Source organism: Sphingomonas sp. 2SG (genome assembly GCF_005503285.1).
GTDB lineage: Bacteria > Pseudomonadota > Alphaproteobacteria > Sphingomonadales > Sphingomonadaceae > Sphingomonas > Sphingomonas taxi.
In genome coordinates this window covers 1-23,170 of sequence record NZ_SCMZ01000055.1, presented here as the reverse complement: position 1 = coordinate 23,170, position 23,170 = coordinate 1, and the positions used below count along the sequence as shown (strand labels likewise).

Below are 23,170 nucleotides of genomic sequence, written 5' to 3'. Positions count from 1 at the left end.
CCGAACGGTCCCCCTCCCCCTGGCGGGGGAGGAATTCGGCGGTTCACACGAAGCCCAGGTTCCAGTTTGACGCATTGTAATTGCCCATATTGGGCAACACCGTCGTCAGGTCGCCGTTGCCGACCCCGAACCAGCTCGCCAGCGTCGCGGCATATTGGTCGACCGCGATCGTCGGCAGCAGCCGGCCCTGGCCGACGTCGTCGGGGGTGCCGTTGCCGACCTGCGGCGCGGTACCGTAGAAGCGTCTGCCGCGCACCGCGCCACCCATCACCAGATGATGGCTGCCCCAGCCGTGATCCGAGCCGTCGTCGTTCGACTGGAGCGTCCGGCCGAAGTCGGAGGCGGTGAAGCTCGTCACCTTGTCGGCGACGCCGAGCGCGACGGTGGTGTCGTAGAAGGCGCGCATCGCATCGGCGACCTTGCCGATCAGCCCCGGCTGCACCGCGACGAGATTGTCGTGCAGGTCGAAGCCGCCGATCGACACGAAGAACACCTGTCGCTTGGCACCCAGTTGCGACGAGACCGAGATCAGCCGCGCGACCATCTTGAGCTGGTCGGCAAGCTGGTTGCCGGTCGGGAACAGCGTGAAGCCGCTCGCCGGGGCGGAGGCGAGTGCGCCGCTGACCTGCGCATAGGTATCGAGCGCGCGCTTGCTGACGCGGGCGTGCTCGTTGCCGAGCAGATGTGCGCTGCCGCCGGTCATCAGGCTGCGCAACGTCGCCGCCGCGGTACTCGACCCGTAGAGCGACGTGCCGCCGCTGAGCGCGATCGGGCCGCCGGTGCCGATCGCATATTGCACCGCCGATTTGCCGGTGAGGTAGACCGCATTGCCGCTGGCGTTGATGCAGGTCAGCGTCGACGCGCCATTGCCCGACTGGAACAGGTCGCCGATCCGCCCGCCCCAGCCCGAGGTCGCGCCCTCCGGGTTGGACGCCTGGAAATAGCTCTGCTGGTCGTTGTGGCTGAACAATTTGGGCGGCAGCTTGACAGCGTTCTGCTGGAATTGCGCCTTGGTGGTCGGCTGGACGAGCGTACCGACGTTGAGCGTCACCGCGAGCTTGCCCTGATCGAACAGCGGCAGCAGCGACCCCATCGTCGGCGCGAGCGCATATTGGCGGCCGCCGGGCAGGCCGGCGGTCGGGTTGAGCACGGTGGCGGCCAGCGATTCGCGGGTCAGCGCGATGTTCGACCGCGCGGCGAGATAGGCGGCATAGCTCGCCTGGTCATAGGCGGCGACGGTATTCGCGTAATCGTTGCCACCGTAGAGGAAGATGCAGACCATCGCCTTATAGTCGGTCGCGGTCGCCGCCGCAGCCTCGCCGATCGCGGCGAGGCTGGTGACGAAGGGCGTCGCCACCCCCGCCACGCCCAGCGCGGCGGAGCGTTTGAGAAAGGCGCGGCGCGAGGAATCCCGGGTAAAGTCCATGATGGTCACCGCAGCGTCAGGAAGTCGGGAGAGGCGAGCGTCAGCAGCAATGCGATGCCGACGCGGTTGATCGCGGCGTTGGTCGCAGTCGTCGCGACGCTGTCGACCGCGGCACGAATCGCGGTGACGGTCGCGCTGCCGAGCTGGCCGGCGGCGAGGACGAGGTTGATTTCGTCGACCAGCGCCGCGCTGTCGCCCGCCTTGGCGACGAGATCGGTATAATCGGGCTTGGCGTCGCCGGCGCCGTTGGCGACGAGAGACTGCATGTAATTGACGTAGGCGACGACGCTTTGTTCGTTGGTGATCTGGAATTCAGGCGCGACGAGCCCGGCATTGCCGATCGCGCTCGCCGGCGGCGTGTAGGCGGGGCGGAAGAAGTTGAAGACGGTCTGGCTGCGCCCCATCGACTGGCCGAGCCGGTTGGACTGGCTCGACGTGTCGCCGAAGCCCCAGGCGTTGGACGGCGAATCGACCTTGGCGAGCCGCGCCCAGGCGGTCAGCCGCATCACCGGCTCGCGCAGCTTGCCGGCGGTGGTGCTCGCCAGCGCATCGTCGCTGCGTGCCTCGGTATCGAGCAGGATCGCCTTGATCACCGCTTTCATGTCGCCGCGCACGCCCGAGCCGTTGTTGGTGAAGACCGCGGCGACGCGGCCGACATAAGTGCCGCTCGGATTGCTGGTGACGAGCCGCTGGATCAGCTGTTTCGACACGAAGGGCGGCAGGTTCGGGTGGGCGAAGATCGTGTCGAGCGCGACCTTGACCGCCGCCATGCCGCCGCCGCTGGTCGAGGCGCCGAGGAAGCTCGCCGCGCCGGTCTCGTTGAGCGACGCGTTCATCACCAGCGGCTGGCGATAGCGATCGGGGGTGGTGTTGTCGGTGGTCGCGAGGCTCAATCCGGTGAAGACGCGGGCGAGACCCGAGACGTCGGCGGGGCCGTAGGTTTCGAGCGGCACGCCGCCGCTCGTCCTGACGCTGCCGTCCATGTTGAGCTGGTAGAGGCCGAGCGTGAAGAGCTGCATCAGCTCGCGCGCGTAATTCTCGTCGGGCTGCGCGCCGGTCTTGGCATTCGCCTTGCGGTTGCCGAGGAAGGTGAGGAACGACCCCATCGCCGCATTGGTGGTGATCGCGTCGAGGAGCGTGCGGTAATTGCCGAAGGCATTGTCGAGCAGCACGTCGACATAAGCGGCGGTGGCGAATTGCTTCCAGTTGAGATTGACCCCGCCGATGCCGACGACGAGCAGGTCGAGCAGCGCCATCCCGATCCGCTGGCGGAGCTGATCGGGCTCGACGATCATCTGCCGCCACAGCGTGGCGTCGAAGCCCGTCTCGCTGTTGATGTTGGCGGCGACGTTATAGCCCCTGGCGACCAGCCAGTCCCAGTGCGAGGTGGCGCGCGGCAGCGCGAACTGGTCGTCGATCCAGCCTTCGTAGCGGCGGGCGATGACGCTCTCGATCATCGTGCGGGTGCCGCCCATGCTCGCCTGCGCGAGGAAGCGGCTTGCCTGCGTCGCGGTGATCGCGGCGGGGACGACGACGACCGGCGCGCTCGACGCCGGCGGCGCGCTGGCGGTGCCGCCGCCGCTGCCGCCGCCACCGCAGGCGGCGAGCAACAGCGCGGGTGCGATGACACCCCCCGCCTTGAGCGGCGGGGCGATGCCGCCCGCCTCGTCCAGATCGACGCACGCCCCCGCGTCCGCCCGGTCCTCGTCCAGCACTGATGTGATCCCCGACCCCGATACGCCGGAGCGCTTCCCGCAAGCGCCGCGTATGCGACGGAAACCTAGCCGTTACGGTCTTAACGAAGGGTTTTTCGGCGGCGCACCTGCAAACAAAAACCCCGGGGTTTCCCCCGGGGTCCTTGGTGCCTCAGTCGATCTTCGGCAGCGTCTCGAACTGGTGATAAGGCGGAGGCGAGGACAAGGTCCACTCCAGCGTCGTCGCGCCCTCGCCCCAGGGATTGTCCGGTGCCTTCGGCCCGGCGATCAGCGAATAGATCACGTTGACGAAGAAGATCACCATGCCCGCGGCCATGATCTCGTAACCGTGGCTCGCCAGCGCGTTCCACGTCGCATAGGCGTCCGGATAATCCGGATAGCGGCGCGGCATGCCCTGCAGACCGAGGAAGTGCATCGGGAAGAACAGCAGGTTCACGCCGACGAAGAACACCCAGAAGTGCGCCTGGCCGAGGAACTCGTTGTACATCTTCCCGAACATCTTCGGGAACCAGTAATAGAAGCCGGCGAACAGGCCGAACACCGCGCCGAGCGACAGCACGTAGTGGAAGTGCGCGACGACGTAATAGGTGTCCTGCATGTAATCGTCGATGCCGCCGTTGGCGAGCACGACGCCGGTGACGCCGCCGACCGTGAACATGAAGATGAAGCCGATCGCCCAGACCATCGGCGTCTTGAAGGTCAGCGAACCGCCCCACATCGTCGCGATCCACGAGAAGATCTTGATGCCGGTCGGCACCGCGATGACCATCGTCGCGGCGGTGAAGTACATCTTCACGTTCACCGACAGGCCGGTGACGAACATATGGTGCGCCCAGACGACGAAGCCGACGACGCCGATCGCGACCATGGCATAGGCCATGCCGAGATAGCCGAAGACGGGCTTGCGGCTGAACGTCGCGATGATCTGGCTGACGATGCCGAAGCCCGGCAGGATCATGATGTAGACTTCGGGGTGACCGAAGAACCAGAACAGATGCTGGTACAGGATCGGATCGCCGCCACCGGCCGGATCGAAGAAGGTGGTGCCGAAATTGCGGTCGGTGAGCAGCATCGTGATCGCCGCGGCGAGCACCGGCAGCGCGAGCAGCAGCAGGAAGGCGGTGACCAGCACCGACCAGACGAACAGCGGCATCTTGTGCAGCGTCATGCCCGGCGCGCGCATGTTGAAGATGGTGGTGATGAAGTTGATCGCGCCGAGGATCGACGAGGCGCCGGCGAGGTGGAGCGACAGGATCGCCATATCCACCGACGGTCCGGGCTCGCCATAGGTCGACAGCGGCGCATAGACCGTCCAGCCGGTGCCGGCACCGCCGAAGAACGGCGAGGCGAGCAGCAGCGTGAACGCCGGGATGAGCAGCCAGAAGCTGACGTTGTTCATCCGCGGGAAGGCCATGTCGGGCGCGCCGATCATGATCGGCACGAACCAGTTGCCGAAGCCGCCGATCATCGCCGGCATCACCATGAAGAAGACCATGATGAGGCCGTGCGCGGTGATCAGCACGTTCCACAGGTGGAGCGCATGATCGAGCCCGCCGTCGCCGCCGGGCAGGAAGTTCGCCCAGCCGACGAGATACTGGATGCCCGGCTGCGCCAGTTCGGCGCGCATCAGCCCCGAGATCGCGCCGCCGATGATCCCCGCGATGATCGCGAAGATCAGGTAGAGCGTCCCGATGTCCTTGTGGTTGGTCGACATGAACCAGCGGGCGAAGAAGCCGGGCTTGTGGTCCGCATCGCTGTGCGCGTGATCGTCGTGCGCGACGAACGCGGAGGGGTGGAGGGCGGTGTCGGTCATCTTACTGTCCCGCGTTGCCGGTGGCCGGATTGCCGGTCGCACCCTGGCTGGAGGTGGGGGCGGTCGTCGTCACGTTCTCGACCGGGCCGGTGGCGGCATCGGCGGCATTGCCTTCCGCCTGCTTGGCGGCCGAGCCCTCGGCGCCGGGCTGCGGGATGACCTTGTCGCTGGCCTTGCCCGGGGTCGGCATCGTGCCGCCCTTGGCGCGGACCCAGGCGGCGAATTGTGCCGGCGGCACCGCTTCGACCGCGATCGGCATGAAGGCGTGGCGCGCGCCGCACAGTTCCGAACACTGGCCGAAATAGAGGCCGGGCTGCTTGATCGTGAAGCTCGTCTCATTGAGGCGACCGGGGACCGCGTCGAGCTTGATCCAGAAGGCGGGGACCGCCCAGCTGTGGATCACGTCCTGCGAGGTGGTGATCAGGCGGATCGGCACGCCGACCGGCAGCACGATGCGATTGTCGGCGGCAAGCAGGCGGGGGCCGTCGGCATCGGTGCGGAACCGCTCGCCCTTGGCGACCTGATCCTTTTCCTTGAGCATGTTGGCGGTGACTTCGAAGCCGCCGTTATCGGGATATTGGTAGCTCCAATACCATTGGTTGCCGATCGCCTTCAGCGTCACCGCGCCGGCCGGCGCGGGCTTGAACTGCGCCTGCAGCAGGCCGATCGACGGCACCGCGATCAGCACCAGGATGACGACCGGCGCCAGCGTCCAGACGATCTCGATCGCGGTATTGTGGCTGGTCTTCGACGGGATCGGGTTCGCCGCCTTGCGGAAGCGGAAGACGACCCAGAGCAGCAGCAGCAGCACGAACACGCAGATCGCGACGATCAGCGGCACCAGGATCGAATCGTGGAACCAGTGGGCGAACTGGCCATTGGTCGTCACCTGCGGCTGGATGCCGATGCGGCCGTCGACGGGGTGGCCGATACCGAGCTCGATCGTCGTCGCGGGCGCGCCGTCCTGCGCCAGCAGCGGCGAGGCGGGGGCCGCCGGCGCGGTGGCGTTGGCGGTGGTCGGCGCGATGTTGGAGACGCCGGCAGGCGCGGCGGCACCCTGCGGCGCGGCCTGCGATGCCGCGCTCAGACCGGCGAGGGCGACCCCGGCGGCGAGTGCTAACCCCTTGAACCTCTTGCGCATGCGTTTCGTCACCCCGTCCAGATTCCCTCGCCTGCCCGGCGAACGGGCCGTTATGGCGTATGACTACGCCCCTTTTGCCATGGCCTATACGCGGGCGCCGTCCCGGCCTCAAGCACCTGACCCATGTTTATCGCTTGCGCCCGCTTGGCGGCGGCGCGGCGACTTCCTATGAGCGACCGCATCCGACCGACTTATCCGGGACCGCCGATGACCGACGACGACGTGCTGGCCGAATTCCGTGCCGCCGATGCCCTGCTCGAGGGGCATTTCATCCTCTCGTCCGGCCTGCGCAGCCCGCGCTACCTGCAATGCGCGCGCGTGCTGATGGACCCGCGCCGCGGCGCGCGCCTCGCCGAGGCGCTGGCGGCGCGCATCCCCGCCGAGATCCGCGAGCGAATCGCCGCGGTCGTCGCGCCGGCGATGGGCGGCGTCATCGCCGGCCACGAGATGGCGCGCGCGCTCGGCGTCGAGGCGATGTTCGTCGAACGGCCGACCGGCACGTTTGAGCTGCGTCGCGGCTTCCGCCTCGCACCGGGGCAGGCGGTGCTGATGATGGAGGACGTCGTCACCACGGGATTGTCGTCGCGCGAGGCGATCAAGGCGATCGAGGCGGCGGGCGGCACGGTGATCGCCGGCGCCGCGCTGGTCGACCGCTCGGGCGGCACCGTCGATCTCGGCGTGCCGTTCTTTCCGCTGATCCGCCTCGACGTGCCGACCTATGCGGCCGACGCGCTGCCGCCCGAACTGGCGGCGATCCCCGCGATCAAGCCGGGGAGTCGCGCCGCGTGACCCGCACGCTGCGGCTGGGGGTCAACATCGATCACGTCGCGACGGTGCGCAACGCGCGCGGCGCGGGCTATCCCGATCCGGTGCGCGCCGGCCTGCTCGCCGCCGAGGCGGGGGCGGACGGGATTACCGCACATCTGCGCGAGGACCGGCGGCACATCACCGACGACGATATCGCGCGGCTGTCGGCGGAGCTGACCATCCCGCTCAACCTCGAAATGGCGGCGACCGACGAGATGCTCGCGATCGCGCTGCGCCACCAGCCGCATGCCGCGTGCATCGTGCCGGAAAAGCGCGAGGAGCTCACCACCGAGGGCGGGCTGGACGCGGCAGGGCAGCACAACCGGCTCGCGCCGCTGGTCGGCGCGCTGGCCGCGGCACGGATCCGCGTGTCGCTGTTCATCGAACCCGATCCGCGCCAGATCGAGGCGGCGATCCGGCTCGGCGTGCCGGTGGTCGAGCTGCACACCGGCCGTTATGCCGAGCTGGACGGCGAGGCGCGCACCGCCGAGCTGCGCCGGCTGTCGGACGCCGCGGCGCTGGCGGCGAAGAACGGCATCGAGGTGCATGCCGGCCATGGCCTGACCTTCGACAATGTCGGGCCGATCGCCGCGATCCCGCAGGTGCGCGAGCTCAACATCGGCCATTTCCTCGTCGGCGAGGCGCTGTTCGTCGGGCTGGGCGACGCGGTGCGGCGGATGCGCGAGGAGATGGATGCCGCCCGTGGGTGAGCCTTATTCCTCCCCGGCACGGGGAGGGGAACCGCCGCGCAGCGGTGGTGGAGGGGGGCTTCCGCATACGTTTTCGCCAAAGAGAGGGGCGCGCTTGTGGAGCCCCCCCTCCACCACCGGCCTGCGGCCGGCGGTCCCCCTCCCCGTGCCGGGGAGGAATGGGGTATGATCGTCGGGCTCGGCTCAGACCTGTGCAATATCGAGCGGATCGCGGCCTCGCTCGACCGGTTCGGCGCGCGGTTCGAGGCACGCGTGTTCACCGATGTCGAGCGCGCACGCGCCGCCCGGCGGCCGTTCACCAAGGCGGGCACGCTCGCCAAGCGCTTCGCCGCCAAGGAGGCGTTTTCGAAGGCGGTCGGCACCGGGTTCAAGGCGGGCGTGTTCATGAAGGACATCGGCGTCGTAAACGCGCCCTCGGGCGCGCCGACGCTGGCGCTGACCGGCGGCGCGAAGGAACGGCTTGACGGCATGATCCCCGAGGGCCACGTCGCTCGCATACATTTGACTTTGACCGACGATCATCCCTGGGCCCAGGCCTTCGTGATCATCGAGGCGATCCCGGACCCCAAGGCATGAAGGAAGCGGTGTTGGACGGCAGCAACCCCAGCGAGGCAGCGGTCCCCGCGCCCGCGCCACCGGCCGCCGCACGCAAGAAGACCGACTGGTGGGGCGAGATCAAGGGCATCTTCTGGCTGATCCTGATCGTGCTCGGCTTCCACAGCTTCATCGCCAAGCCATTCTACATCCCGTCCGAATCGATGCTGCCCGGCCTGCGTATCGGCGACCGGCTGGTGGTGTCCAAATTCGCCTACGGCTGGTCGTTCGTCTCGCCGACGATCCCCAATCCGGTCGCGATCTTCAAGGGCGTGGTGATGCGCCAGCCTGAGGAGAGCTGGAGCGTCGGCCTGCCGTTCATCCACGGCCGGCTGTTCGGCAGCCTGCCGCAGCGCGGCGACGTCGTCATCGTCACCCCGCCGGGCACCCGCAACGACTATATCAAGCGCGTCATCGGCCTGCCCGGCGACACGCTGGCGGTGCGCGGCGGCGTCGTGATCCTCAACGGCAAGCCGATTCCGCGCGGGCCGCTGCATTACGTCGACCTGCCGGTCGACACCAACAGCCCGTGCAGCGACCGCGACTATTTCGGCGCGCGCCGGCCGGCCGCGGGTGGCGGCTATGTCTGCCATCTGCCGCTCGTCACCGAGACGCTGCCCGGTGGCCGCCATTACGACACCGTCGACCTCGAACCCGACAGCCCCGGTGACAATTATCCGCAGGTCACCATCCCGGCCAATCACGTCTTCCTGATGGGCGACAATCGCGACCGGTCGGCGGACAGCCGTTTCCCGCTCGCGCAGCTCGGCCTCGGCGGGCCGGTGCCGTATGAGAATCTCGGCGGACGTGCCGAATTCCTGACCTTCAGCCTCGACGGCGACGCGACGCTCAACCCGCTGAGCTGGTGGGGGTCGCTGCGGTCGGGTCGCGCCGGACTGTCCCTCCACCCAGCCACGGGACAATGACGTGAGCGAGACGCCGGCGACCCAGGACCCCAGCCCCAACGAGCTGCGCGATCCCTTCGTCCGGCGCGAGCTGAAGCGCGCGGCGGTCTGGCTCGGCCTCGCCGCGGCGATGGCGCTGGCGGTGATCCTCGTCCAGCCGCTGCTGATCATCTTCGCGGGCCTCGTCTTCGCGGCGCTGCTCGACGGCGGCGTGCGGCTGCTCGGCAAGGTGCTGCCGATCGGGCGCGGCTGGCGGCTGCTGATCGTCGTGCTGCTGACGATCGCCTTCCTCGCCGGCACCTTCTACCTCACCGGCGTGCAGGTCGCCGACCAGTTCTCGCAATTGCGCGCGACGCTGGAGACGCAGGCCAACCGGCTGGCGCGCTGGCTGAGCGGGCAGGGGCTGATGCCCGGTGCCTCCGACGTCAGCGGCATCGCGCGCCAGGCGCTGAGTTCGGTCGGGCGGATCACCTCCTGGGTCGGCACCGCGTTCGGGGCGCTGACGACGATGTTCATGATCATCGTCATCGGCCTGTTCGTCGCGATGGACCCCGGCACCTACCAGCGCGGGCTGGAATGGATGGTGCCGCGGCGCAATCGCGCCGAATTCGCGACGGTGCTCGACCGGATGGGCAAGATCCTGCGCCGGCTGCTCGCGGGGCGCCTGCTCGGCATGCTCGCGGAGGGGATATTGACCGGCATCGCGCTGTCGATCGGCGGCGTGCCGATGGCGATGATCCTCGGCATCCTCACCGGGCTGCTCGCCTTCATCCCCAATATCGGCGCGTTCATCAGCGGTGCGCTGATGATCGCGGTCGGCTTCTCGGCGGGCACGCACATCGGCTTCTGGGCGGTCGGCACCTATGTCATCGTCCAGGGGTTCGACGGGTACGTGCTGCTGCCGATCGTCGCCAAGAAGACGGTCGACCTGCCGCCGGCGCTGACGCTGGGCGCGCAGATCATGGCGAGCGCGCTGTTCGGCATCCTCGGCCTCGCGCTCGCCGATCCGATGACCGCGATGATCAAGACCGCGCTGGAGCGCAGCTCGGAACGTGAGGCCGAGCGCGACGGCTCAGACGAGGGTGTCGAACAGGCGTAGGTAGCGCGCCGCCGAATCGCCGCCGGGCTGCGGCACCGGGGCGGGGCGGGGCGCGACGAGCCAATGGTTGAGCGCGGCGGCGAGGCCGGCGGCATCCTCCGGCGCGACGACGCTGCCGAGGCGCGGATCACCCACGATCTCGCGCACCGCCGGGCTCGATGCGGTGGCGACCACCGGCGTTCCCACCGACAGCGCCTCGCGCAGCACCCCCGGCACGCCCTCGTAATCGGAGGGCAGCGCCAGCACCGCCGCCGCCGCCATCGCCGGCAGCGGGTCGCCGACATGGCCGGGCAGGTGGACGCGCCCGGCAAACCCCGCCGCGGCGACCTGCCGCTCCAAGGCGGGGCGCAGCTCGCCCTCGCCGAGGATGACGACGCCGACGTCGTCGGGCAGCGCCGGGATCGCGGCGATCAGCCGGTCCCAGCGCTTCTGCGGCACCAGCCGGCCGACGCCGAGCACGATGCGGCCGGGCGGCAGCGCCGCGCCGCCCGTGCCGACATCCGTCGCGCGCGGTGCCGGCGGATTGGGGATGACGCTGGTCCGCCGCTCCATCCGCATCGCCCGCGCCGCCAGCGCCGCGGTCGCCGGCGTCATCGCGACGAGATGATCGAGGAAGCGGCCGTGCTGGGCCAGCCACAGCCGGTGCCCGGCGCCCATGATCCGGCCATGATCGGCGCGATCGATCGCGTTGGACAATTTGGCGACGATCGGCGGGCAGGCATCGCCGAGCCGCCAGCGCAGCCACGCGGCCACCAGGGTATAATGATTGCCGGGGCAGAAGATGAGATCGGGGCGCAGCCGCAGCGTGATCGCCGCCAGCCGGCGCTGCGCGACGTAGTGGCGATGACCGAGCGGCTCGAGTCCCAGCCCCGCGGGCAGATCGGCGGCGAGCGGGCCGCCGGAGTCGCCGATCGCCAGCGTTACCCGCCGCCCCGCGCCCAGCCATTGCGCCGCGAGCCGCAATTGCGCGCGCTCGACGCCGCCACCCGATAAATCTTGTGCAAAGGTAAGGATATGGTCGGCAGACATGGTCGCGGACCGCTGTGCCACAGAGCTTCGTGACGCGACAGTGAAACGAAATTCATGTGCAACACAGGGGCGATAGGGCTAAGCGACCCCCCATCGTCATCGTTCGGATCAACGGGTGCAGATCGATCACAGTGCCGGCCGTCCCCTCGTCGAGATCGTGCCGCCCTCCCCCGACATCGCGGGACTCCAACCCTTGAAGACCATCAAGAGCCGCTGGCCTGCGATCATCGGCGCCTTGGTGACGTTGGCGATGCTGGCCGGCCTCGCGCACGAGCTGCTGAGCTCGGGGCTTGCCGGACTGGACCGGGCGACGCCGCGCGACCCGTTGTTCTACATCGCCTTCGCCGCGCTCTATTTCGTGCCCCCGTTGGCCGATTACTGGATCTTCCGGCGGCTGTGGCACATCCCCCTCGGCGGGCTGGTCGCGCTCATCAAGAAGCGGATCGCGAACGACGTCGTCATGGGCTATTCCGGCGAGGCCTATTTCTACGCCTGGGCGCGCGCCCGCGCGCAGCTCGTCGCGGCGCCGTTCGGCGCGGTCAAGGACGTGTCGATCCTGTCGGCGATCGCCGGCAATGCGGTGACGCTGGCGATGATCGCGGTGGCGCTGCCGGTCGGCCGCAACCTGATCCCGCCCGAGATGATGCGCTACGTCTACGGCTCGCTGGCGGTGATCTTCGGCACTTCGCTGCCGTTCCTGATCTTCTCGCGCAAGGTGTTCTCGCTGCCGCGGGGCGAGCTGTGGGCGATCTTCGGCATCCATTGCCTGCGCCTGATCCTCGGCGGCTTCTTCCTCGCGCTCGCCTGGGCGCTGGCGATGCCGAGCGTCGCGATCGGCACCTGGCTGTTCCTGTCGGCGGGGCGCATGCTGTTCTCGCGCCTGCCGCTGCTGCCCAACAAGGACCTGCTGTTCGCCAATTTCGCGATCCTGATGATCGGCGAGGACCAGGCGCTGTCCGAGCTGATCGCCTTCACCGCGGCGGCGGTGCTGCTGATCCATGCGCTGCTGATCGTCGCCTTCGGCATCCATCACCTGCTGACGAGGAAGCCGTCATGACCCCGTCGGCGATCCTTGCCGTTCTGCTGCCCGCGGCGCTGCTGCTCGCCGCGCCCGCCGCGGCGCAGGTGCTCGGCAGCGACGCGGCGGCGTGCAATCCCGGCGGCGGCCCGGCGATCCTCGCGCAGATCGCCGGGCTCAAGGATCGCAAGGGCCGGATCAAGCTCGAACTGTATCCCGCCAACGAGACCGACTTCCTCGCCGACGATTCGGTGCTGCTCGCCGCGGGCAAGACCTTCCGCCGGGTGTGGACGGCGATCCCGGTGAGCGGCCAGGTGCAGGTGTGCATCCGCGTGCCGCGCCCCGGCCGCTATGCGCTGTTCGTCACGCACGACCGCGACGGCAAGAACAAGTTCAACTTCTTCGCCGACGGCGCCGGCTTCCCCGGCCCCGGCAAGATCGGCATGTCGCGGCCCAAGGTCGAGCGCGCGCTGGTCGACGTCGGCACCGCCACCGCCGAACGCACCGTCCAGATGCAATATCTGCACGGCCTCGGCGGCTTCTCGCCGACCAGGGACGAGTGATGCGGATCGTCGACGTCAACGAGATCTATTCGCCGACCGGCGGCGGCGTGCGCACCTATATCGATCGCAAGATCGAGGTGCTGGCCAGCATGGGCCACGAGCTGATCGTGCTGGCGCCCGGTCGCGAGGACCGGATCGAGGAGCGGCCCGGCGGCGGCGCGGTCCATTACATCAAGGCGCCGGGCATGCCGTTCGACGCCAATTACGGCCTGTTCTGGGATGCCGAGCCGATCCATCGCCGGCTCGACGCGCTCGACCCCGACGTGGTCGAGAATTGCTCGCCGTGGAAATCGGCGTGGATCGTCGCGCAATGGCAGGGTGGCGGGAAGGGGCGCGCACTGCGCTCCTATTTCATGCACAACGACAATCTCGAGGCCTATCCCAAGCGCTGGTTCAAGCCGGTCGCCTCGGCCCCGCGGATCGAGCGCGCCTTCGCCTGGTACGACCGCTATCTCAGCCACTGCCTCGCGCAATATGACACGGTGGTCACCAACGGCCCGTCGCTGACCAAGCAACTGGCGGCGCGCGGTATCCGCGTCGATGCGACGATGCCGCTCGGGATCGAGCGCGCGCATTTCTCCCCCGATCTGCGCGACGAGACGCTGCGCGCCGCGCTGCTGCGCCAATGCGGCCTGCCGCCGGAGGCGCAATTGCTGCTCGGCGTCGGTCGCCATCATCCCGAGAAGCGCTGGCCGACGGTGATCGACGCGGTGCAGCGGATCGGGACGCAGGCGCCGGTCGGGCTCGTCATCCTCGGCCAGGGGATGGATACCAAGACGCTCGAACGGCATATCGGCGCCAATCCGCACATCCGGCTGTTCCGCCCGGTCTACAACCGGCGGCGGCTGGCGACGATCATGGCGAGCGCCGACGTCTATATCCACGGCTGCGGCACCGAGACGTTCGGTCTGGTCCCCGCCGAGGCGCTGGCGAGCGGCACGCCGCTGATCGTGCCCGACGGCGGCGGCACCGCGGAGATCGCCGATCCCTTGTTCGCCGAAGTCTATGCGCAGCGCGACGCGCACAGCTGCGCCGATGCGATCCAGCGGATGCTCGCGCGCGACCGTGCGATCGTGCGCCGCGCCGCGCGGGTGGCGTCGGCGACGGTCCGCAACGACGAGGAACATGCCGCCGATCTGGTGGCGCATTACGCCGCGGCGATCGCGGCGCGCGACGGGGTGCGCAAGCGGGCGTGACGGCCCCGCACGGGCTTCTACCAACGGTTCATGCCGAGCGTGTCGGACGAGGTGAGCCTCGGGCCCGGCGAAAAGCCAGAAGCGAGCCATCGCTTATGCCGCTGTCTTCCAACCGTTCGCCCTGAGCCTGTCGAAGGGCGTGGCCATAGCGGGACCGCCGTATGTGGCGACCCGTGCTTCGACAGGCTCAGCACGAACGGTGTCGGGGTGATCCGCCGGCTACCCCGCCAGCTCCGCGTAAGCCGCCGGCCGATGCCGCCGGAACGCCGCGAAGGTCTTGGTGATGCTCTCCAGGAGCGCCGGCACGGTCGTGTCGCCCGGATGCACCGCGATCCGCACGTTGCGCGTCGGCTGCAAGACGTGGCGCAGCGCCCCCGCCGCAGCGAGCGAGCTCAGCTGTCGCATCCGCGTCCGGCTCGCCCAGGTGATCACCGGCCCGCGCGCGACCACGGCGCCGCCCGGCCGCCATACCCGCGCATGATCCTCGGCGAGCGCGAACCCCGCATCCGCCAGCGCCGCGCGCGCCCCTTCCGAATAGAGCCACGCCGGCGCGATGAAGCCCGTCGCCGCGCGCCCCGTGATCTCCTCGACCAATGCCTTGCCGCGCCGCATCCGCGCCAGCGCCTCGGCGTGGCTGAGGCCGAGGAATTCGCCCTCGCCGGCGGTCATGTGCCTCGCCTTCAGCGCCGCGGCGCGACCGGCATGGGCGCTGTCGTCGCGATGCGTCCAGCCGTGGACGAACATCTCGACGCCCTCGTCCGCCCAGCCGCGCAGCCGGGCGGCGAAAGTGGGGGTGATCGGTGCGCTCGACCAGTGATCGGGGACGACGAGCATCGCCAGCCGCCGCCCGACGTGCGGGGCGAGATGGTCGAGCAGGCGATCGACCTCGCCCTCGAAGCGGGGCGAGACGTCGTGGATGGAGGCGAACAGGCGTTTCATCGCGCGCGATGATAGACGCGGAGATGCTCGTTGCCCATCGGCAGCGTGGCGGTGAGTCGGTAATCGCGCACCATCGCCGCGGTCACGATCGCATGCGCGGCGGGGCGCTCGCCGCGATAGGGCGGGCGGATCACGACGACCGCAGGCCGGGCGGCGAGGATGCGGCGAATCTCGGCGTCCTGATCGACCCCGGTCGCCCCCGCCTCGCGGAAGCGGATCAGGTGCGAGGGCACCAGATAGCGCGACAGCGCGCAGCGCCCGGTCGCGCTGTAGAGCATGTCGGTCCCCGAATAGACGTACAGGCACCCCGGACCGCGCCCGACCGCCTGCGCCAGCGCGGCGAGCTCGCCCGCGTCGCCGCGACCGGCGCGTTGCAGGATCAGCACGATCTGGCCGGCGAGCGCGGCAGTGAGCAGCAGCGCCGGGGTGCGCCAGCGTTGCCAGTCGGACCGGCCGAGCATGCCGGCCGCGGCGGCGCAGGCGGGGAGCAGGACGGGCAAAGCGTAATGATCGAACCACGGCCGGAAAATCGCGACGCTGCCGATCGATGCCGCCAGCCACAGCGCGACGAACCGCCGCTCGCGCCCGTGCGTGCGATCGCCGCGGCTGCGCCGGAGCGCCAGGACCGCCAGCGTCGCGATCGGCGAGACGATCAGGATCATCTCGCCGATATTGCCGGCCAGCTCCGACAAGGGATCGGGATTGCGGTGGAAGATCGACAGGAAATTGGCGAAGACGAAGGCGTCCCACTGGCCGACCGCCGCATAATAGACGGCGGCCAGCGCGGTCGGCAGCAAAGCGACGACGATCAGCGCCACGCCATAGCCGATCACCCGCAGCGGCCGGCGCGTCGCGTGCCAGCGATCGGCGAGCAGCCACAGGCCGAAGAAGATGCCTTCGAACACCACCGAATATTTGATCTGCAAGGCGGCGCCGACCAGCGCCATGACCAGCAGGCCGTGCGAGGCGCGATGCGGCGGCGGGCGCAGCGCGAGCAATGCGGCGGCGAGCATCAGCAGATTGTAGAAGACCGGCGATTGGCCGCTCTGCCCGCCCAGCAGGTCGAGCCAGAGGATATAGGCGAGCGCGCCGGCGGTCGCCCCTGCGCCGAAGCCGAGCCGCTCGGCGAGCCGGGCGATCCCCCAGGCGGTGGCGACGGTGCCGGCGAGGGCGAGCGCCTGATAGCCCCAGATGCCGGCGGGGAAGCCAAGCGCGGCGGGGAGGGCGTAGAGCAGGAACAGCCCGACCGGCTTGCGGTCCCAGATGTCGACGAAGGGCAACGCCCCCTGCCACATCCGGTGTGCGGTGACGAAATAGAATTCCTCGTCGACGTGGACGAGCGGATTGCCGAAGGTCAGCGCCCGCGCGGCGATCGCGACGAGCAGGAGGATCGGCAGGCGCAGCCGCGGGTTGGCAAGGAGAGGCATCGCGCCGGGCGGTAGCGGCGGCCGGCTGGATTGGGAAGGCGACCCCGGTTTCTCTTGCCGGCGAGGAAGGGCCACCGCTTATGATCGATTTGTGAGCCGGACGTGTTTCCAAACCCGCTCCGTCACCACGGCCTTGCGCCGGGGTCCCGCTTCTTCGGATCGCGCGACGAAGCGGGATGCCGGATCAAGTCCGGCATGACGAGGAATTTGCCGTCAGACGCGTTTCGCCGTCACGAAATAGTCGAGCTGCGTCGAGCCGCTCAGCACGAACCCGGTCGCCGGCGAGAAGCCGAGTCCCTGCACGTCGGTCACCGTCAGTCCGGCGCGCTCCAGCAGGTCGGTGAGATCCTCGGGGGTGAGGAACTTGTCCCAGTCGTGCGTGCCGCGCGGGATGCGGCCGGTGCCTTCCGCCAGCGTGATCAGCGCGAGGCGCGACAGCGGCGTGCGGTTGGGGGTCGAGAGCACCAGCAGGCCGCCGTCGGCGAGCGATTCCGCGAGCCCGCGGACGAAGCCGGCAGGATCGGCGACATGCTCGATCACCTCGAGGCTGGTGACGAGGTCGAAGCGGCCGGTCATCGCCTCGACGCCGACCGCGCGATAATCGATCGCGAGCCCCGCCTGCGCGGCATGCGCCTGCGCCACCGCGATATTCTCCGCCGCCGCGTCGATCCCCGTCACCGCCGCGCCGAGCCGCGCCAGCGGCTCGCACAGCAGCCCCGCGCCGCAGCCGACGTCGAGCGCGGTCTTGCCGGCGAGCGGCGTGAAGCTGGTGTCGTCGCCGTCCCAGTGCAGATCGACCGCGGCGCGTATATAGCCGAGCCGTACGGGGTTGAGCTTGTGCAGCATCGCCGAAGAGCCCTTCGGGTCCCACCAGTCCTTCGCCATCGCGCCGAAATGTTGCGCCTCGCGCGGATCGATCGTGCTGCTTGCCATCATCATGGCCGCTACCTATCAGGGCGGCCCCTTTACCCCAAGGAGTTTGGCGACGCAGATGGCACGCATCGTGATGAAGTTCGGCGGCACGTCGATGGCCGGGATCGAGCGCATCAGGAGCGTCGCCGCGCGCGTCAAACGCGAGGTCGAGGCGGGCAATCAGGTCGCGGTGGTCGTCTCGGCGATGGCGGGCGAGACCGACCGGCTGGTCGGCTTCTGCCGCGAGGCCTCGTCGCTCTACGATCCGCGCGAATATGACGTCGTCGTCGCCGCGGGCGAACAGATCACCAGCGGGCTGCTCGCGATCGCCTTGCAGGCGGCGGGCGTGCCGGCGCGCTCGTGGCTCGGCTGGCAATTGCCGATCCATACCGACGACGCGCACGCCAAGGCGCGGATCGGCAGCATCGAGGTCGACGCGCTCAACGCCAGCATGGCGGCGGGCGAGGTCGCGGTGATCCCCGGTTTCCAGGGCCTGTCGGACGACGGCCGCGTCACCACGCTCGGCCGCGGCGGTTCGGACACGTCGGCGGTGGCGGTGGCGGCGGCGATGAAGGCCGACCGTTGCGACATCTACACCGACGTCGACGGCGTCTACACCACCGACCCGCGCATCGTGCCGCGCGCGCGCAAGCTCAACAAGGTGACGTACGAAGAGATGCTGGAACTCGCCAGCGTCGGCGCGAAGGTGTTGCAGACCCGTTCGGTCGGCCTCGCGATGAAGGAACAGGTCCGCGTCCAGGTGCTCTCGTCCTTCACCGGACCCGAGGCGCCGATGGCGGACACATTGCCCGGTACGATGATCGTGGGCGAAGAGGAGATCGACGACGTGGAACGCCAGCTCATCACGGGTATCGCGCACGACAAGAACGAGGCGAAGATCACGCTGACCAGCGTCCCCGACCAGCCGGGCGCGGTGTCGGCGATCTTCGAGCCGCTCGCCGCGGCGAACATCAACGTCGACATGATCATCCAGAATATCGCGCACAACCACGGCTCGACCGACGTCACCTTCACCGTGCCGTCCGCCGATCTGGCGCGCAGCCTTGAGGCGCTCAACCAGGCGCGCGAGACGATCGGCTTCGCCGAACTGGTCCACGACACGCGCGTCGCCAAGGTCTCGGTGGTCGGCGTCGGCATGCGCAGCCATGCCGGTGTCGCCAGCACGATGTTCACCACGCTCGGCAAGCGCGGCATCAACATTCAGGCGATCTCGACCAGCGAGATCAAGGTCAGCGTGCTGATCCACGAGGACGAGACCGAACTCGCCGTCCGCATGCTCCACACCGCCTACGGCCTCGACGCCGCGGACGCCGCCGCGTGACCGTCGGACAGGAGCGCCTGCAGCGCCGCATGGCGCGCGGCGCCGCCTTCCTCGGATCGGACGTCGCGATCATGGCGGGCGCGATGTCGTGGGTGTCGGAGCGCAACCTCGTCTCGGCGATGTCGAACGCCGGCGGCTTCGGCGTGATCGCCTGCGGCGCGATGACGCCCGAGCTGCTCGATGCCGAGATCGCCGCGACGAAGGCGATGACGGACAAGCCGTTCGGCGTGAACCTCATCACCATGCATCCGGCGCTGTTCGACCTGATCGCGGTCTGCACCAAACATGGGGTCGGCCATGTCGTGCTTGCCGGCGGCCTGCCGCCCAAGGGCTCGCTCGAGGCGATCAAGGCGGGCGGTGCCAAGGTGATCTGCTTCGCGCCGACGCTGGCGCTCGCCAAGAAGCTGATCCGCTCGGGCGTCGATGCTTTGGTGATCGAGGGGATGGAGGCGGGCGGCCATATCGGCCCTGTCTCGACCAGTGTGCTCGCGCAGGAGATGCTGCCCGAGATCGCCGAATCGGTGCCGGTGTTCGTTGCCGGCGGCATCGGCCGCGGCGAGGCGATCGCCGGCTACCTCGACATGGGCGCGGCGGGCGTCCAGCTCGGCACGCGGTTCGTCTGCGCGACCGAATCGATCGCCCATCCCAATTTCAAGAAGGCATTCATCCGCGCCTCGGCGCGCGATGCGGTGGCGAGCGTGCAGCTCGACCCACGGCTGCCGGTGATCCCGGTGCGTGCGCTCAAGAATGCGGGCGGCGAATTGTTTACCGCCAAGCAGCGCGAGGTGGCGCTGAGCCTCGACGAGGGCGCGGTAGCGATGGGCGAAGCGCAATTGCAGATCGAACATTATTGGGCAGGTGCGCTGCGCCGCGCGGTGATCGACGGCGACGTCGAGCACGGCTCGGTGATGGCCGGCCAGTCGGTCGGCATGGTGACGAAAGAAGAACCGATCGCCGAGATCATCGGCGCGCTGGTCGCCGAGGCGGCGGCGGCGCTGGAGAAAAGGGCGGGGTAACCATTCCTCCCCGGCACGGGGAGGTGGCGCCGCGAAGCGGTGCCGGAGGGGGGCTTACGCCAGCGCTACGTGCGTGGAAGCCCCCCTCCACCAGCTACGCTGGTCCCCCTCCCCGTGCCGGGGAGGAATTATTCGTCGCTTACCGCGCGTTAACCATTTCTGCCGCAGAGTCTGACCGGCCGGGGGGCAGGGAAGGACTGCGATGCGCCATATCATAGCTCTCACCGGCGTCGGTCTGGCGCTGCTCGCGGGTTGCGCGGTCAGGCCGAAGGTGGTCGCGGTCGCGCCGCCGCCGGTACCCGCAGCACCCACGCCGGTCGCGCTTGCAATGCCGAAGGGCGCCTATGTCGGGATGCAGATCCCGGCGCTGATGGGCGACGGTCGCTATGCCACCCCCAATCGCAACCTCTCCGCCGACGGGGCCGTCTGGCATCTGCGCGCCGCGCTCAACGTCGCCGCGCTCGCCTGTCGCGGGCCGGACGAAGCGGCGATCATCGCCGGCTACAATGCGCTGATCGCGCAGCAGAAGGTCGTCCTGAACGGCGCACAGACGCGGCTCACCGTCGAATATAGGGCGGCGGGCGGCGACTGGCAGGATCGCTACGACGACCAAATGACGCGGCTCTACAATTTCTTCTCGCAAAGCCAGGCGCGCGAGCCGTTCTGCAACGCTGCCGCGGCGACGCTTGCCGATGGCGCGACGGTGACCGCCGCCGATCTGCCCGCGTTCGCGCAAGGCCGGCTGGCGGTGCTGGAGAAGCCGTTCACCGATTTCTACGCCGCCTATGACGCGTGGCGCGCCGAACGCGCCGCCGCGACTCGTATGGCGATGGCCACCACCGCGCCGCCGCGCGCATTGGTGGTGCAGGCGGTCCCCGCCGCCGCGCCGCCACCACGCCCGCGGCTGACACTCGATCCGAGCGTCTTCTCCGAAAGCGCGACGACCGTTACTCATTGATCCGGAACAGCGACTCCACCGGCCGTTGCAACGCGGCAGCCAGTTTGAGCGCCAGCAGCGTCGAGGGGATGAACACGCCGTTCTCGACGGTATTGATCGTCTTGCGGCTGACCCCGACGCGCTCGGCGAGCGCTGCCTGGGTAAGGCCCATCCGCTCGCGTTCCTCCTTCAGGCTGTTGAGAAGCTCGCTCACCGGGCGGCGCGCAGCTCGAGCGTGGCGAAGCTGATCATCGCGGCGAACAGGCCCGCGGTCGCGACGATGCGGGCGACGTCATAGCTGCCGATCATCGCGTCATGCGCGAACGGGGCAACGGCCAGCGCCGCGACGAGGCTCGCCCAAAAGCCTGCCGTGCAGCTCATCCGGCGGTGTTCGCGCACGGCTTCGTCTTCCAGCATCCGGTTGAGGATGCTGTTTGGTTTCAGCCACCGCCGCCACGGCAGCAGCGTCAACGCGCAAACCATCGCGATGCCCAGCCACAAACCGTCGACGAAGTCGCGGCGCATGAGCGTCATGCCGGCCAGCTCGGCCAGCAGGAGGATCCCTCCCAATAGGTACAGCATCAGCGCCCAGGTGCGGCTGGTGCGTTCGGCCAGTTCGATCGTGTTCATTTCAGTCTCCTGTAACCTACAGGTGACATGTAACCCATAAGTTACATCCGTCAACAGGGTTCCCCCTGCGCGCAGGTTCGGTTAACGCCGGCCGTGATGAGGGACGAGGACCAGCCGCAGGCAGGACGCTTCTTGGGAGCCGAGCATCGCTTCGCGGTGCGCGTCTACTTCGAGGACACCGATCTGTCGGGCGTCGTCTATCACGCCAATTACCTGCGCTACATGGAGCGCGCGCGCTCCGACATGCTGCGCCTCGCCGGCATCGACCAGCGCGCCACGCATGACGCGGGCGAGGGCGCCTATGCCGTCGCCGATCTCGCCATCCGCTATCGTGCACCGGCGCGGCTCGACGATGCGCTGCTCGTCGTCAGCCGCGTGATCGCGGTGCGCGCCGCCAGCGTCGTCATTCATCACACAGTCAGGCGCGGTTCGCTTGTCTTAGCGGAGGCCGAGGTCACGGTGGCGCTGGTCGCGCCGTCGGGGCGGCCGAAGCGTCAACCGGCCGCTTGGACGGATATCTACCAAAGCCTGATCTGGCAGGGGACCAATTCATGAATCCGGTGTTCAACATGGATGCGGCGACGCTGTCGCCCGTCGCGCTCTTCCTCCAGGCCGATCTCGTGGTGAAGTTCGTGATGGCCGGGCTGCTGCTCGCCAGCATCTGGACCTGGGCGCTGATCATAGCCTTCTGGCGGCGGCTCGGCCGCATCCGCAAGGGCATGGCCGGGTTCGAACGCGACTTCTGGAAGGCGGAAGATATCGACGCCTTCTACAAGGCGGAGGCGGACAAGGACCTGCCCTCGGCGCGGGTATTTGTCGCTGGCGTGAAGGAATGGCGCCGCTCGACCGCGGGCGGCTCGATCGACAAGGGCGGCACGCGCGAGCGGCTCGCGACCGCGATGGGCGCGGCGGCGGCGCTGGAGATCGACACGATCTCCGACCGGCTCAACATCCTCGCGACGATCGGCTCGGTAGCGCCGTTCGTCGGGCTGTTCGGCACCGTCTGGGGGATCATGCGCAGCTTCACGGGGATCGCGCAGGCGCAGAATTCCTCGCTGGCGGTGGTCGCGCCGGGCATCGCCGAGGCGCTGTTCGCGACCGCGATCGGCCTGTTCGCGGCGATCCCCGCGGTGATCGCCTACAATCGCTTCAGCCACGGCGTGAACCGCATCGAGGCGGCACTGAACCGCTTCGCCGACGGCTTCCACACGACGCTGTCGCGCCAGCTGGACAGCGGGCGCTGATCCGGTGGGCATGAATCTCCCATCCAACCGGGGGCGCGGGCGGCGGGCGCCGGTCGCCGATATCAACGTCACGCCGCTGGTCGACGTGATGCTGGTGCTGCTGATCATCTTCATGGTGACCGCGCCGCTGCTCACCGCCGGCGTGCCGGTCAATTTGCCCGACAGCCGCGCCAAGGCGCTCGATCAGGACCAGAAGCCGGTGCAGCTCTCGCTCGACGCGAGCGGCAAGCTGTTCCTCGACGACGAGGAGATCGGCGAGGCGGCGCTGCCGCAGCGGCTGGAACAGATCGCCGCGGTCCAGGCCGGCGGCGAGCCGCCGCAGATCTTCCTGCGTGCCGATCGCGCGCTCGATTACGGGCGGGTGATGCGGGTGATGGGCGAACTCAACCGCGCCGGGCTCAACCGCGTCTCGCTGCTGACGGTTGAAGGCGGAAGCGCGCGCTGATGGATCGGGCGGAGAAGATCGGACTGGGCGTTGCGGTCGTCGGGCATGTCGTGCTCTTCGGCCTGCTGTCGGTCGGCTTTCTCGCGACGCCCAATCCGCAGAAGCTCCAGCAGACCCCGATGGAGGTCAGCCTGGTCAAGGACGTCGCGCTCGAGGCGACCGCGCCGCAGGCGGTGACGCCGCCGGCGCAGTCGGTCGCTCCCGAGGAGGGCGAGCCGGAAGACGCTGCGCCGCCGCCCGAGCCAGCTGCGGAGCCGGCACC

24 protein-coding genes and 1 pseudogene are annotated in these 23,170 nt (G+C 69.0%); 15 read left to right on the top strand and 10 right to left on the bottom strand.

What is annotated here, in order from left to right; all coding sequences use genetic code 11:
* Positions 1 to 43: 43 nt before the first annotated feature.
* The 4 genes from FFS23_RS17245 to coxB form a co-directional block, all read right to left on the bottom strand.
* Complete coding sequence (locus FFS23_RS17245; protein WP_137899575.1) at positions 44 to 1,426, bottom strand: DUF1501 domain-containing protein; 1,383 nt, start codon at positions 1,424 to 1,426, stop codon at positions 44 to 46.
* A gap of 5 nt (positions 1,427 to 1,431) precedes the next feature.
* Complete coding sequence (locus FFS23_RS17240; protein ID WP_249340735.1) at positions 1,432 to 3,141, bottom strand: DUF1800 domain-containing protein; 1,710 nt, start codon at positions 3,139 to 3,141, stop codon at positions 1,432 to 1,434.
* A gap of 151 nt (positions 3,142 to 3,292) precedes the next feature.
* Positions 3,293 to 4,954 carry a cytochrome c oxidase subunit I gene (gene ctaD / locus FFS23_RS17235; RefSeq protein ID WP_038665022.1) on the bottom strand — a complete coding sequence of 554 codons (1,662 nt, stop codon included), beginning with the start codon at positions 4,952 to 4,954 and terminating at the stop codon, positions 3,293 to 3,295.
* Position 4,955: 1 nt separating this feature from the next.
* A complete protein-coding gene (gene coxB / locus FFS23_RS17230) occupies positions 4,956 to 6,095 on the bottom strand; it encodes a cytochrome c oxidase subunit II (RefSeq protein ID WP_137899573.1) in 1,140 nt (379 codons plus the stop codon).
* Positions 6,096 to 6,302: 207 nt separating this feature from the next.
* Here coxB and pyrE point away from each other — a divergent pair, with 207 nt between their 5' ends.
* From pyrE to FFS23_RS17205, 5 genes are all read left to right on the top strand, one after another.
* Entirely contained in the window at positions 6,303 to 6,884 is a 582-nt protein-coding gene (gene pyrE / locus FFS23_RS17225) for an orotate phosphoribosyltransferase (RefSeq protein ID WP_137899572.1), read from the top strand.
* Positions 6,881 to 7,612: a pyridoxine 5'-phosphate synthase gene (locus tag FFS23_RS17220; protein ID WP_137899571.1), complete on the top strand. Its 732-nt coding sequence runs from the start codon at positions 6,881 to 6,883 to the stop codon at positions 7,610 to 7,612. The genes pyrE and FFS23_RS17220 overlap by 4 nt, the downstream gene beginning before the upstream one ends.
* 165 nt (positions 7,613 to 7,777) lie before the next feature.
* The gene (gene acpS, locus FFS23_RS17215) at positions 7,778 to 8,188 is read left to right on the top strand and encodes a holo-ACP synthase (protein WP_137899570.1); all 411 of its coding nucleotides are present in this window, start codon (positions 7,778 to 7,780) and stop codon (positions 8,186 to 8,188) included.
* Entirely contained in the window at positions 8,185 to 9,132 is a 948-nt protein-coding gene (lepB, locus tag FFS23_RS17210; protein WP_038665030.1) for a signal peptidase I, read from the top strand. Before acpS ends, lepB begins: the two co-directional genes overlap by 4 nt.
* Before the next feature lies 1 nt (position 9,133).
* Positions 9,134 to 10,210, top strand: a complete 1,077-nt coding sequence (locus tag FFS23_RS17205) for an AI-2E family transporter (RefSeq protein WP_038665033.1) — start codon at positions 9,134 to 9,136, stop codon at positions 10,208 to 10,210.
* On the opposite strand, the gene FFS23_RS17200 is transcribed toward FFS23_RS17205, so the two are convergent.
* Positions 10,184 to 11,260, bottom strand: a complete 1,077-nt coding sequence (locus FFS23_RS17200) for a glycosyltransferase (protein ID WP_249340734.1) — start codon at positions 11,258 to 11,260, stop codon at positions 10,184 to 10,186. The genes FFS23_RS17205 and FFS23_RS17200 overlap by 27 nt on opposite strands.
* A gap of 172 nt (positions 11,261 to 11,432) precedes the next feature.
* Here FFS23_RS17200 and FFS23_RS17195 point away from each other — a divergent pair, with 172 nt between their 5' ends.
* Genes FFS23_RS17195 through FFS23_RS17185 form a run of 3 tightly spaced genes read left to right on the top strand, consistent with a single transcriptional unit; the run spans position 11,433 to position 14,016 of the window.
* Positions 11,433 to 12,296: a hypothetical protein gene (locus FFS23_RS17195; RefSeq protein ID WP_249340733.1), complete on the top strand. Its 864-nt coding sequence runs from the start codon at positions 11,433 to 11,435 to the stop codon at positions 12,294 to 12,296.
* The gene (locus tag FFS23_RS17190; protein WP_038665039.1) at positions 12,293 to 12,820 is read left to right on the top strand and encodes a DUF2141 domain-containing protein; all 528 of its coding nucleotides are present in this window, start codon (positions 12,293 to 12,295) and stop codon (positions 12,818 to 12,820) included. The genes FFS23_RS17195 and FFS23_RS17190 overlap by 4 nt, the downstream gene beginning before the upstream one ends.
* Positions 12,820 to 14,016, top strand: a complete 1,197-nt coding sequence (locus FFS23_RS17185; RefSeq protein ID WP_137899567.1) for a glycosyltransferase — start codon at positions 12,820 to 12,822, stop codon at positions 14,014 to 14,016. Before FFS23_RS17190 ends, FFS23_RS17185 begins: the two co-directional genes overlap by 1 nt.
* A 219-nt stretch (positions 14,017 to 14,235) precedes the next feature.
* Here FFS23_RS17185 and FFS23_RS17180 read toward each other — a convergent pair whose 3' ends face one another.
* The 3 genes from FFS23_RS17180 to ubiG form a co-directional block, all read right to left on the bottom strand.
* Positions 14,236 to 14,955, bottom strand: coding sequence for a polysaccharide deacetylase family protein (locus FFS23_RS17180; RefSeq protein ID WP_137899566.1), 720 nt, complete (start codon positions 14,953 to 14,955; stop codon positions 14,236 to 14,238).
* Positions 14,952 to 16,382 (bottom strand): hypothetical protein, encoded by a 1,431-nt coding sequence (locus FFS23_RS17175; protein WP_137899565.1) that lies wholly within the window; start codon positions 16,380 to 16,382, stop codon positions 14,952 to 14,954. Before FFS23_RS17175 ends, FFS23_RS17180 begins: the two co-directional genes overlap by 4 nt.
* 213 nt (positions 16,383 to 16,595) lie before the next feature.
* The gene (ubiG, locus tag FFS23_RS17170) at positions 16,596 to 17,321 is read right to left on the bottom strand and encodes a bifunctional 2-polyprenyl-6-hydroxyphenol methylase/3-demethylubiquinol 3-O-methyltransferase UbiG (protein ID WP_038665054.1); all 726 of its coding nucleotides are present in this window, start codon (positions 17,319 to 17,321) and stop codon (positions 16,596 to 16,598) included.
* Between the two features lie 52 nt (positions 17,322 to 17,373).
* Between ubiG and FFS23_RS17165 the strand changes: the two genes are divergently transcribed.
* The 3 genes from FFS23_RS17165 (at position 17,374) to FFS23_RS17155 (ending at position 20,610) form a co-directional block, all read left to right on the top strand.
* Positions 17,374 to 18,636 carry an aspartate kinase gene (locus FFS23_RS17165; protein WP_038665056.1) on the top strand — a complete coding sequence of 421 codons (1,263 nt, stop codon included), beginning with the start codon at positions 17,374 to 17,376 and terminating at the stop codon, positions 18,634 to 18,636.
* Positions 18,637 to 18,665: 29 nt separating this feature from the next.
* Positions 18,666 to 19,652, top strand: a complete 987-nt coding sequence (locus FFS23_RS17160; RefSeq protein ID WP_137899576.1) for an NAD(P)H-dependent flavin oxidoreductase — start codon at positions 18,666 to 18,668, stop codon at positions 19,650 to 19,652.
* 202 nt (positions 19,653 to 19,854) lie between these two features.
* Positions 19,855 to 20,610: a hypothetical protein gene (locus FFS23_RS17155; RefSeq protein ID WP_137899564.1), complete on the top strand. Its 756-nt coding sequence runs from the start codon at positions 19,855 to 19,857 to the stop codon at positions 20,608 to 20,610.
* Here the strand turns inward: FFS23_RS17155 and FFS23_RS17150 are convergent.
* Together FFS23_RS17150 and FFS23_RS17145 are read right to left on the bottom strand one after the other, a co-directional pair.
* Positions 20,600 to 20,803, bottom strand: a complete 204-nt coding sequence (locus FFS23_RS17150; RefSeq protein ID WP_137899563.1) for a helix-turn-helix transcriptional regulator — start codon at positions 20,801 to 20,803, stop codon at positions 20,600 to 20,602. The two genes, FFS23_RS17155 and FFS23_RS17150, sit on opposite strands and share 11 nt — an antisense overlap.
* Entirely contained in the window at positions 20,800 to 21,219 is a 420-nt protein-coding gene (locus FFS23_RS17145) for a hypothetical protein (RefSeq protein ID WP_137899562.1), read from the bottom strand. The genes FFS23_RS17150 and FFS23_RS17145 overlap by 4 nt, the downstream gene beginning before the upstream one ends.
* 96 nt (positions 21,220 to 21,315) lie before the next feature.
* Here FFS23_RS17145 and FFS23_RS17140 point away from each other — a divergent pair, with 96 nt between their 5' ends.
* The 4 genes and pseudogenes from FFS23_RS17140 to FFS23_RS17125 form a co-directional block, all read left to right on the top strand.
* The gene (locus FFS23_RS17140; RefSeq protein ID WP_038665067.1) at positions 21,316 to 21,774 is read left to right on the top strand and encodes a YbgC/FadM family acyl-CoA thioesterase; all 459 of its coding nucleotides are present in this window, start codon (positions 21,316 to 21,318) and stop codon (positions 21,772 to 21,774) included.
* Positions 21,771 to 22,463: a protein TolQ gene (gene tolQ / locus FFS23_RS17135; RefSeq protein ID WP_038665070.1), complete on the top strand. Its 693-nt coding sequence runs from the start codon at positions 21,771 to 21,773 to the stop codon at positions 22,461 to 22,463. Before FFS23_RS17140 ends, tolQ begins: the two co-directional genes overlap by 4 nt.
* Before the next feature lie 4 nt (positions 22,464 to 22,467).
* A complete protein-coding gene (gene tolR / locus FFS23_RS17130; protein ID WP_137899561.1) occupies positions 22,468 to 22,908 on the top strand; it encodes a protein TolR in 441 nt (146 codons plus the stop codon).
* A pseudogene (locus FFS23_RS17125) lies at positions 22,908 to 23,170 on the top strand (cell envelope biogenesis protein TolA); the annotation flags it as partial. The gene tolR and the pseudogene FFS23_RS17125, both read left to right, overlap by 1 nt.

Coding starts and splice junctions, on each gene's coding strand:
- FFS23_RS17245 (WP_137899575.1), bottom strand. CDS start 1,426: ATGGACTTTACCCGGGATTCCTCGCGCCGCGCCTTTCTCAAACGCTCC.
- ctaD (WP_038665022.1), bottom strand. CDS start 4,954: ATGACCGACACCGCCCTCCACCCCTCCGCGTTCGTCGCGCACGACGAT.
- coxB (WP_137899573.1), bottom strand. CDS start 6,095: ATGCGCAAGAGGTTCAAGGGGTTAGCACTCGCCGCCGGGGTCGCCCTC.
- pyrE (WP_137899572.1), top strand. CDS start 6,303: ATGACCGACGACGACGTGCTGGCCGAATTCCGTGCCGCCGATGCCCTG.
- acpS (WP_137899570.1), top strand. CDS start 7,778: ATGATCGTCGGGCTCGGCTCAGACCTGTGCAATATCGAGCGGATCGCG.
- lepB (WP_038665030.1), top strand. CDS start 8,185: ATGAAGGAAGCGGTGTTGGACGGCAGCAACCCCAGCGAGGCAGCGGTC.
- FFS23_RS17190 (WP_038665039.1), top strand. CDS start 12,293: ATGACCCCGTCGGCGATCCTTGCCGTTCTGCTGCCCGCGGCGCTGCTG.
- FFS23_RS17185 (WP_137899567.1), top strand. CDS start 12,820: ATGCGGATCGTCGACGTCAACGAGATCTATTCGCCGACCGGCGGCGGC.
- FFS23_RS17180 (WP_137899566.1), bottom strand. CDS start 14,955: ATGAAACGCCTGTTCGCCTCCATCCACGACGTCTCGCCCCGCTTCGAG.
- FFS23_RS17175 (WP_137899565.1), bottom strand. CDS start 16,382: ATGCCTCTCCTTGCCAACCCGCGGCTGCGCCTGCCGATCCTCCTGCTC.
- ubiG (WP_038665054.1), bottom strand. CDS start 17,321: ATGATGATGGCAAGCAGCACGATCGATCCGCGCGAGGCGCAACATTTC.
- FFS23_RS17165 (WP_038665056.1), top strand. CDS start 17,374: ATGGCACGCATCGTGATGAAGTTCGGCGGCACGTCGATGGCCGGGATC.
- FFS23_RS17160 (WP_137899576.1), top strand. CDS start 18,666: ATGGCGCGCGGCGCCGCCTTCCTCGGATCGGACGTCGCGATCATGGCG.
- FFS23_RS17155 (WP_137899564.1), top strand. CDS start 19,855: ATGCGCCATATCATAGCTCTCACCGGCGTCGGTCTGGCGCTGCTCGCG.
- FFS23_RS17145 (WP_137899562.1), bottom strand. CDS start 21,219: ATGAACACGATCGAACTGGCCGAACGCACCAGCCGCACCTGGGCGCTG.
- FFS23_RS17140 (WP_038665067.1), top strand. CDS start 21,316: ATGAGGGACGAGGACCAGCCGCAGGCAGGACGCTTCTTGGGAGCCGAG.
- tolQ (WP_038665070.1), top strand. CDS start 21,771: ATGAATCCGGTGTTCAACATGGATGCGGCGACGCTGTCGCCCGTCGCG.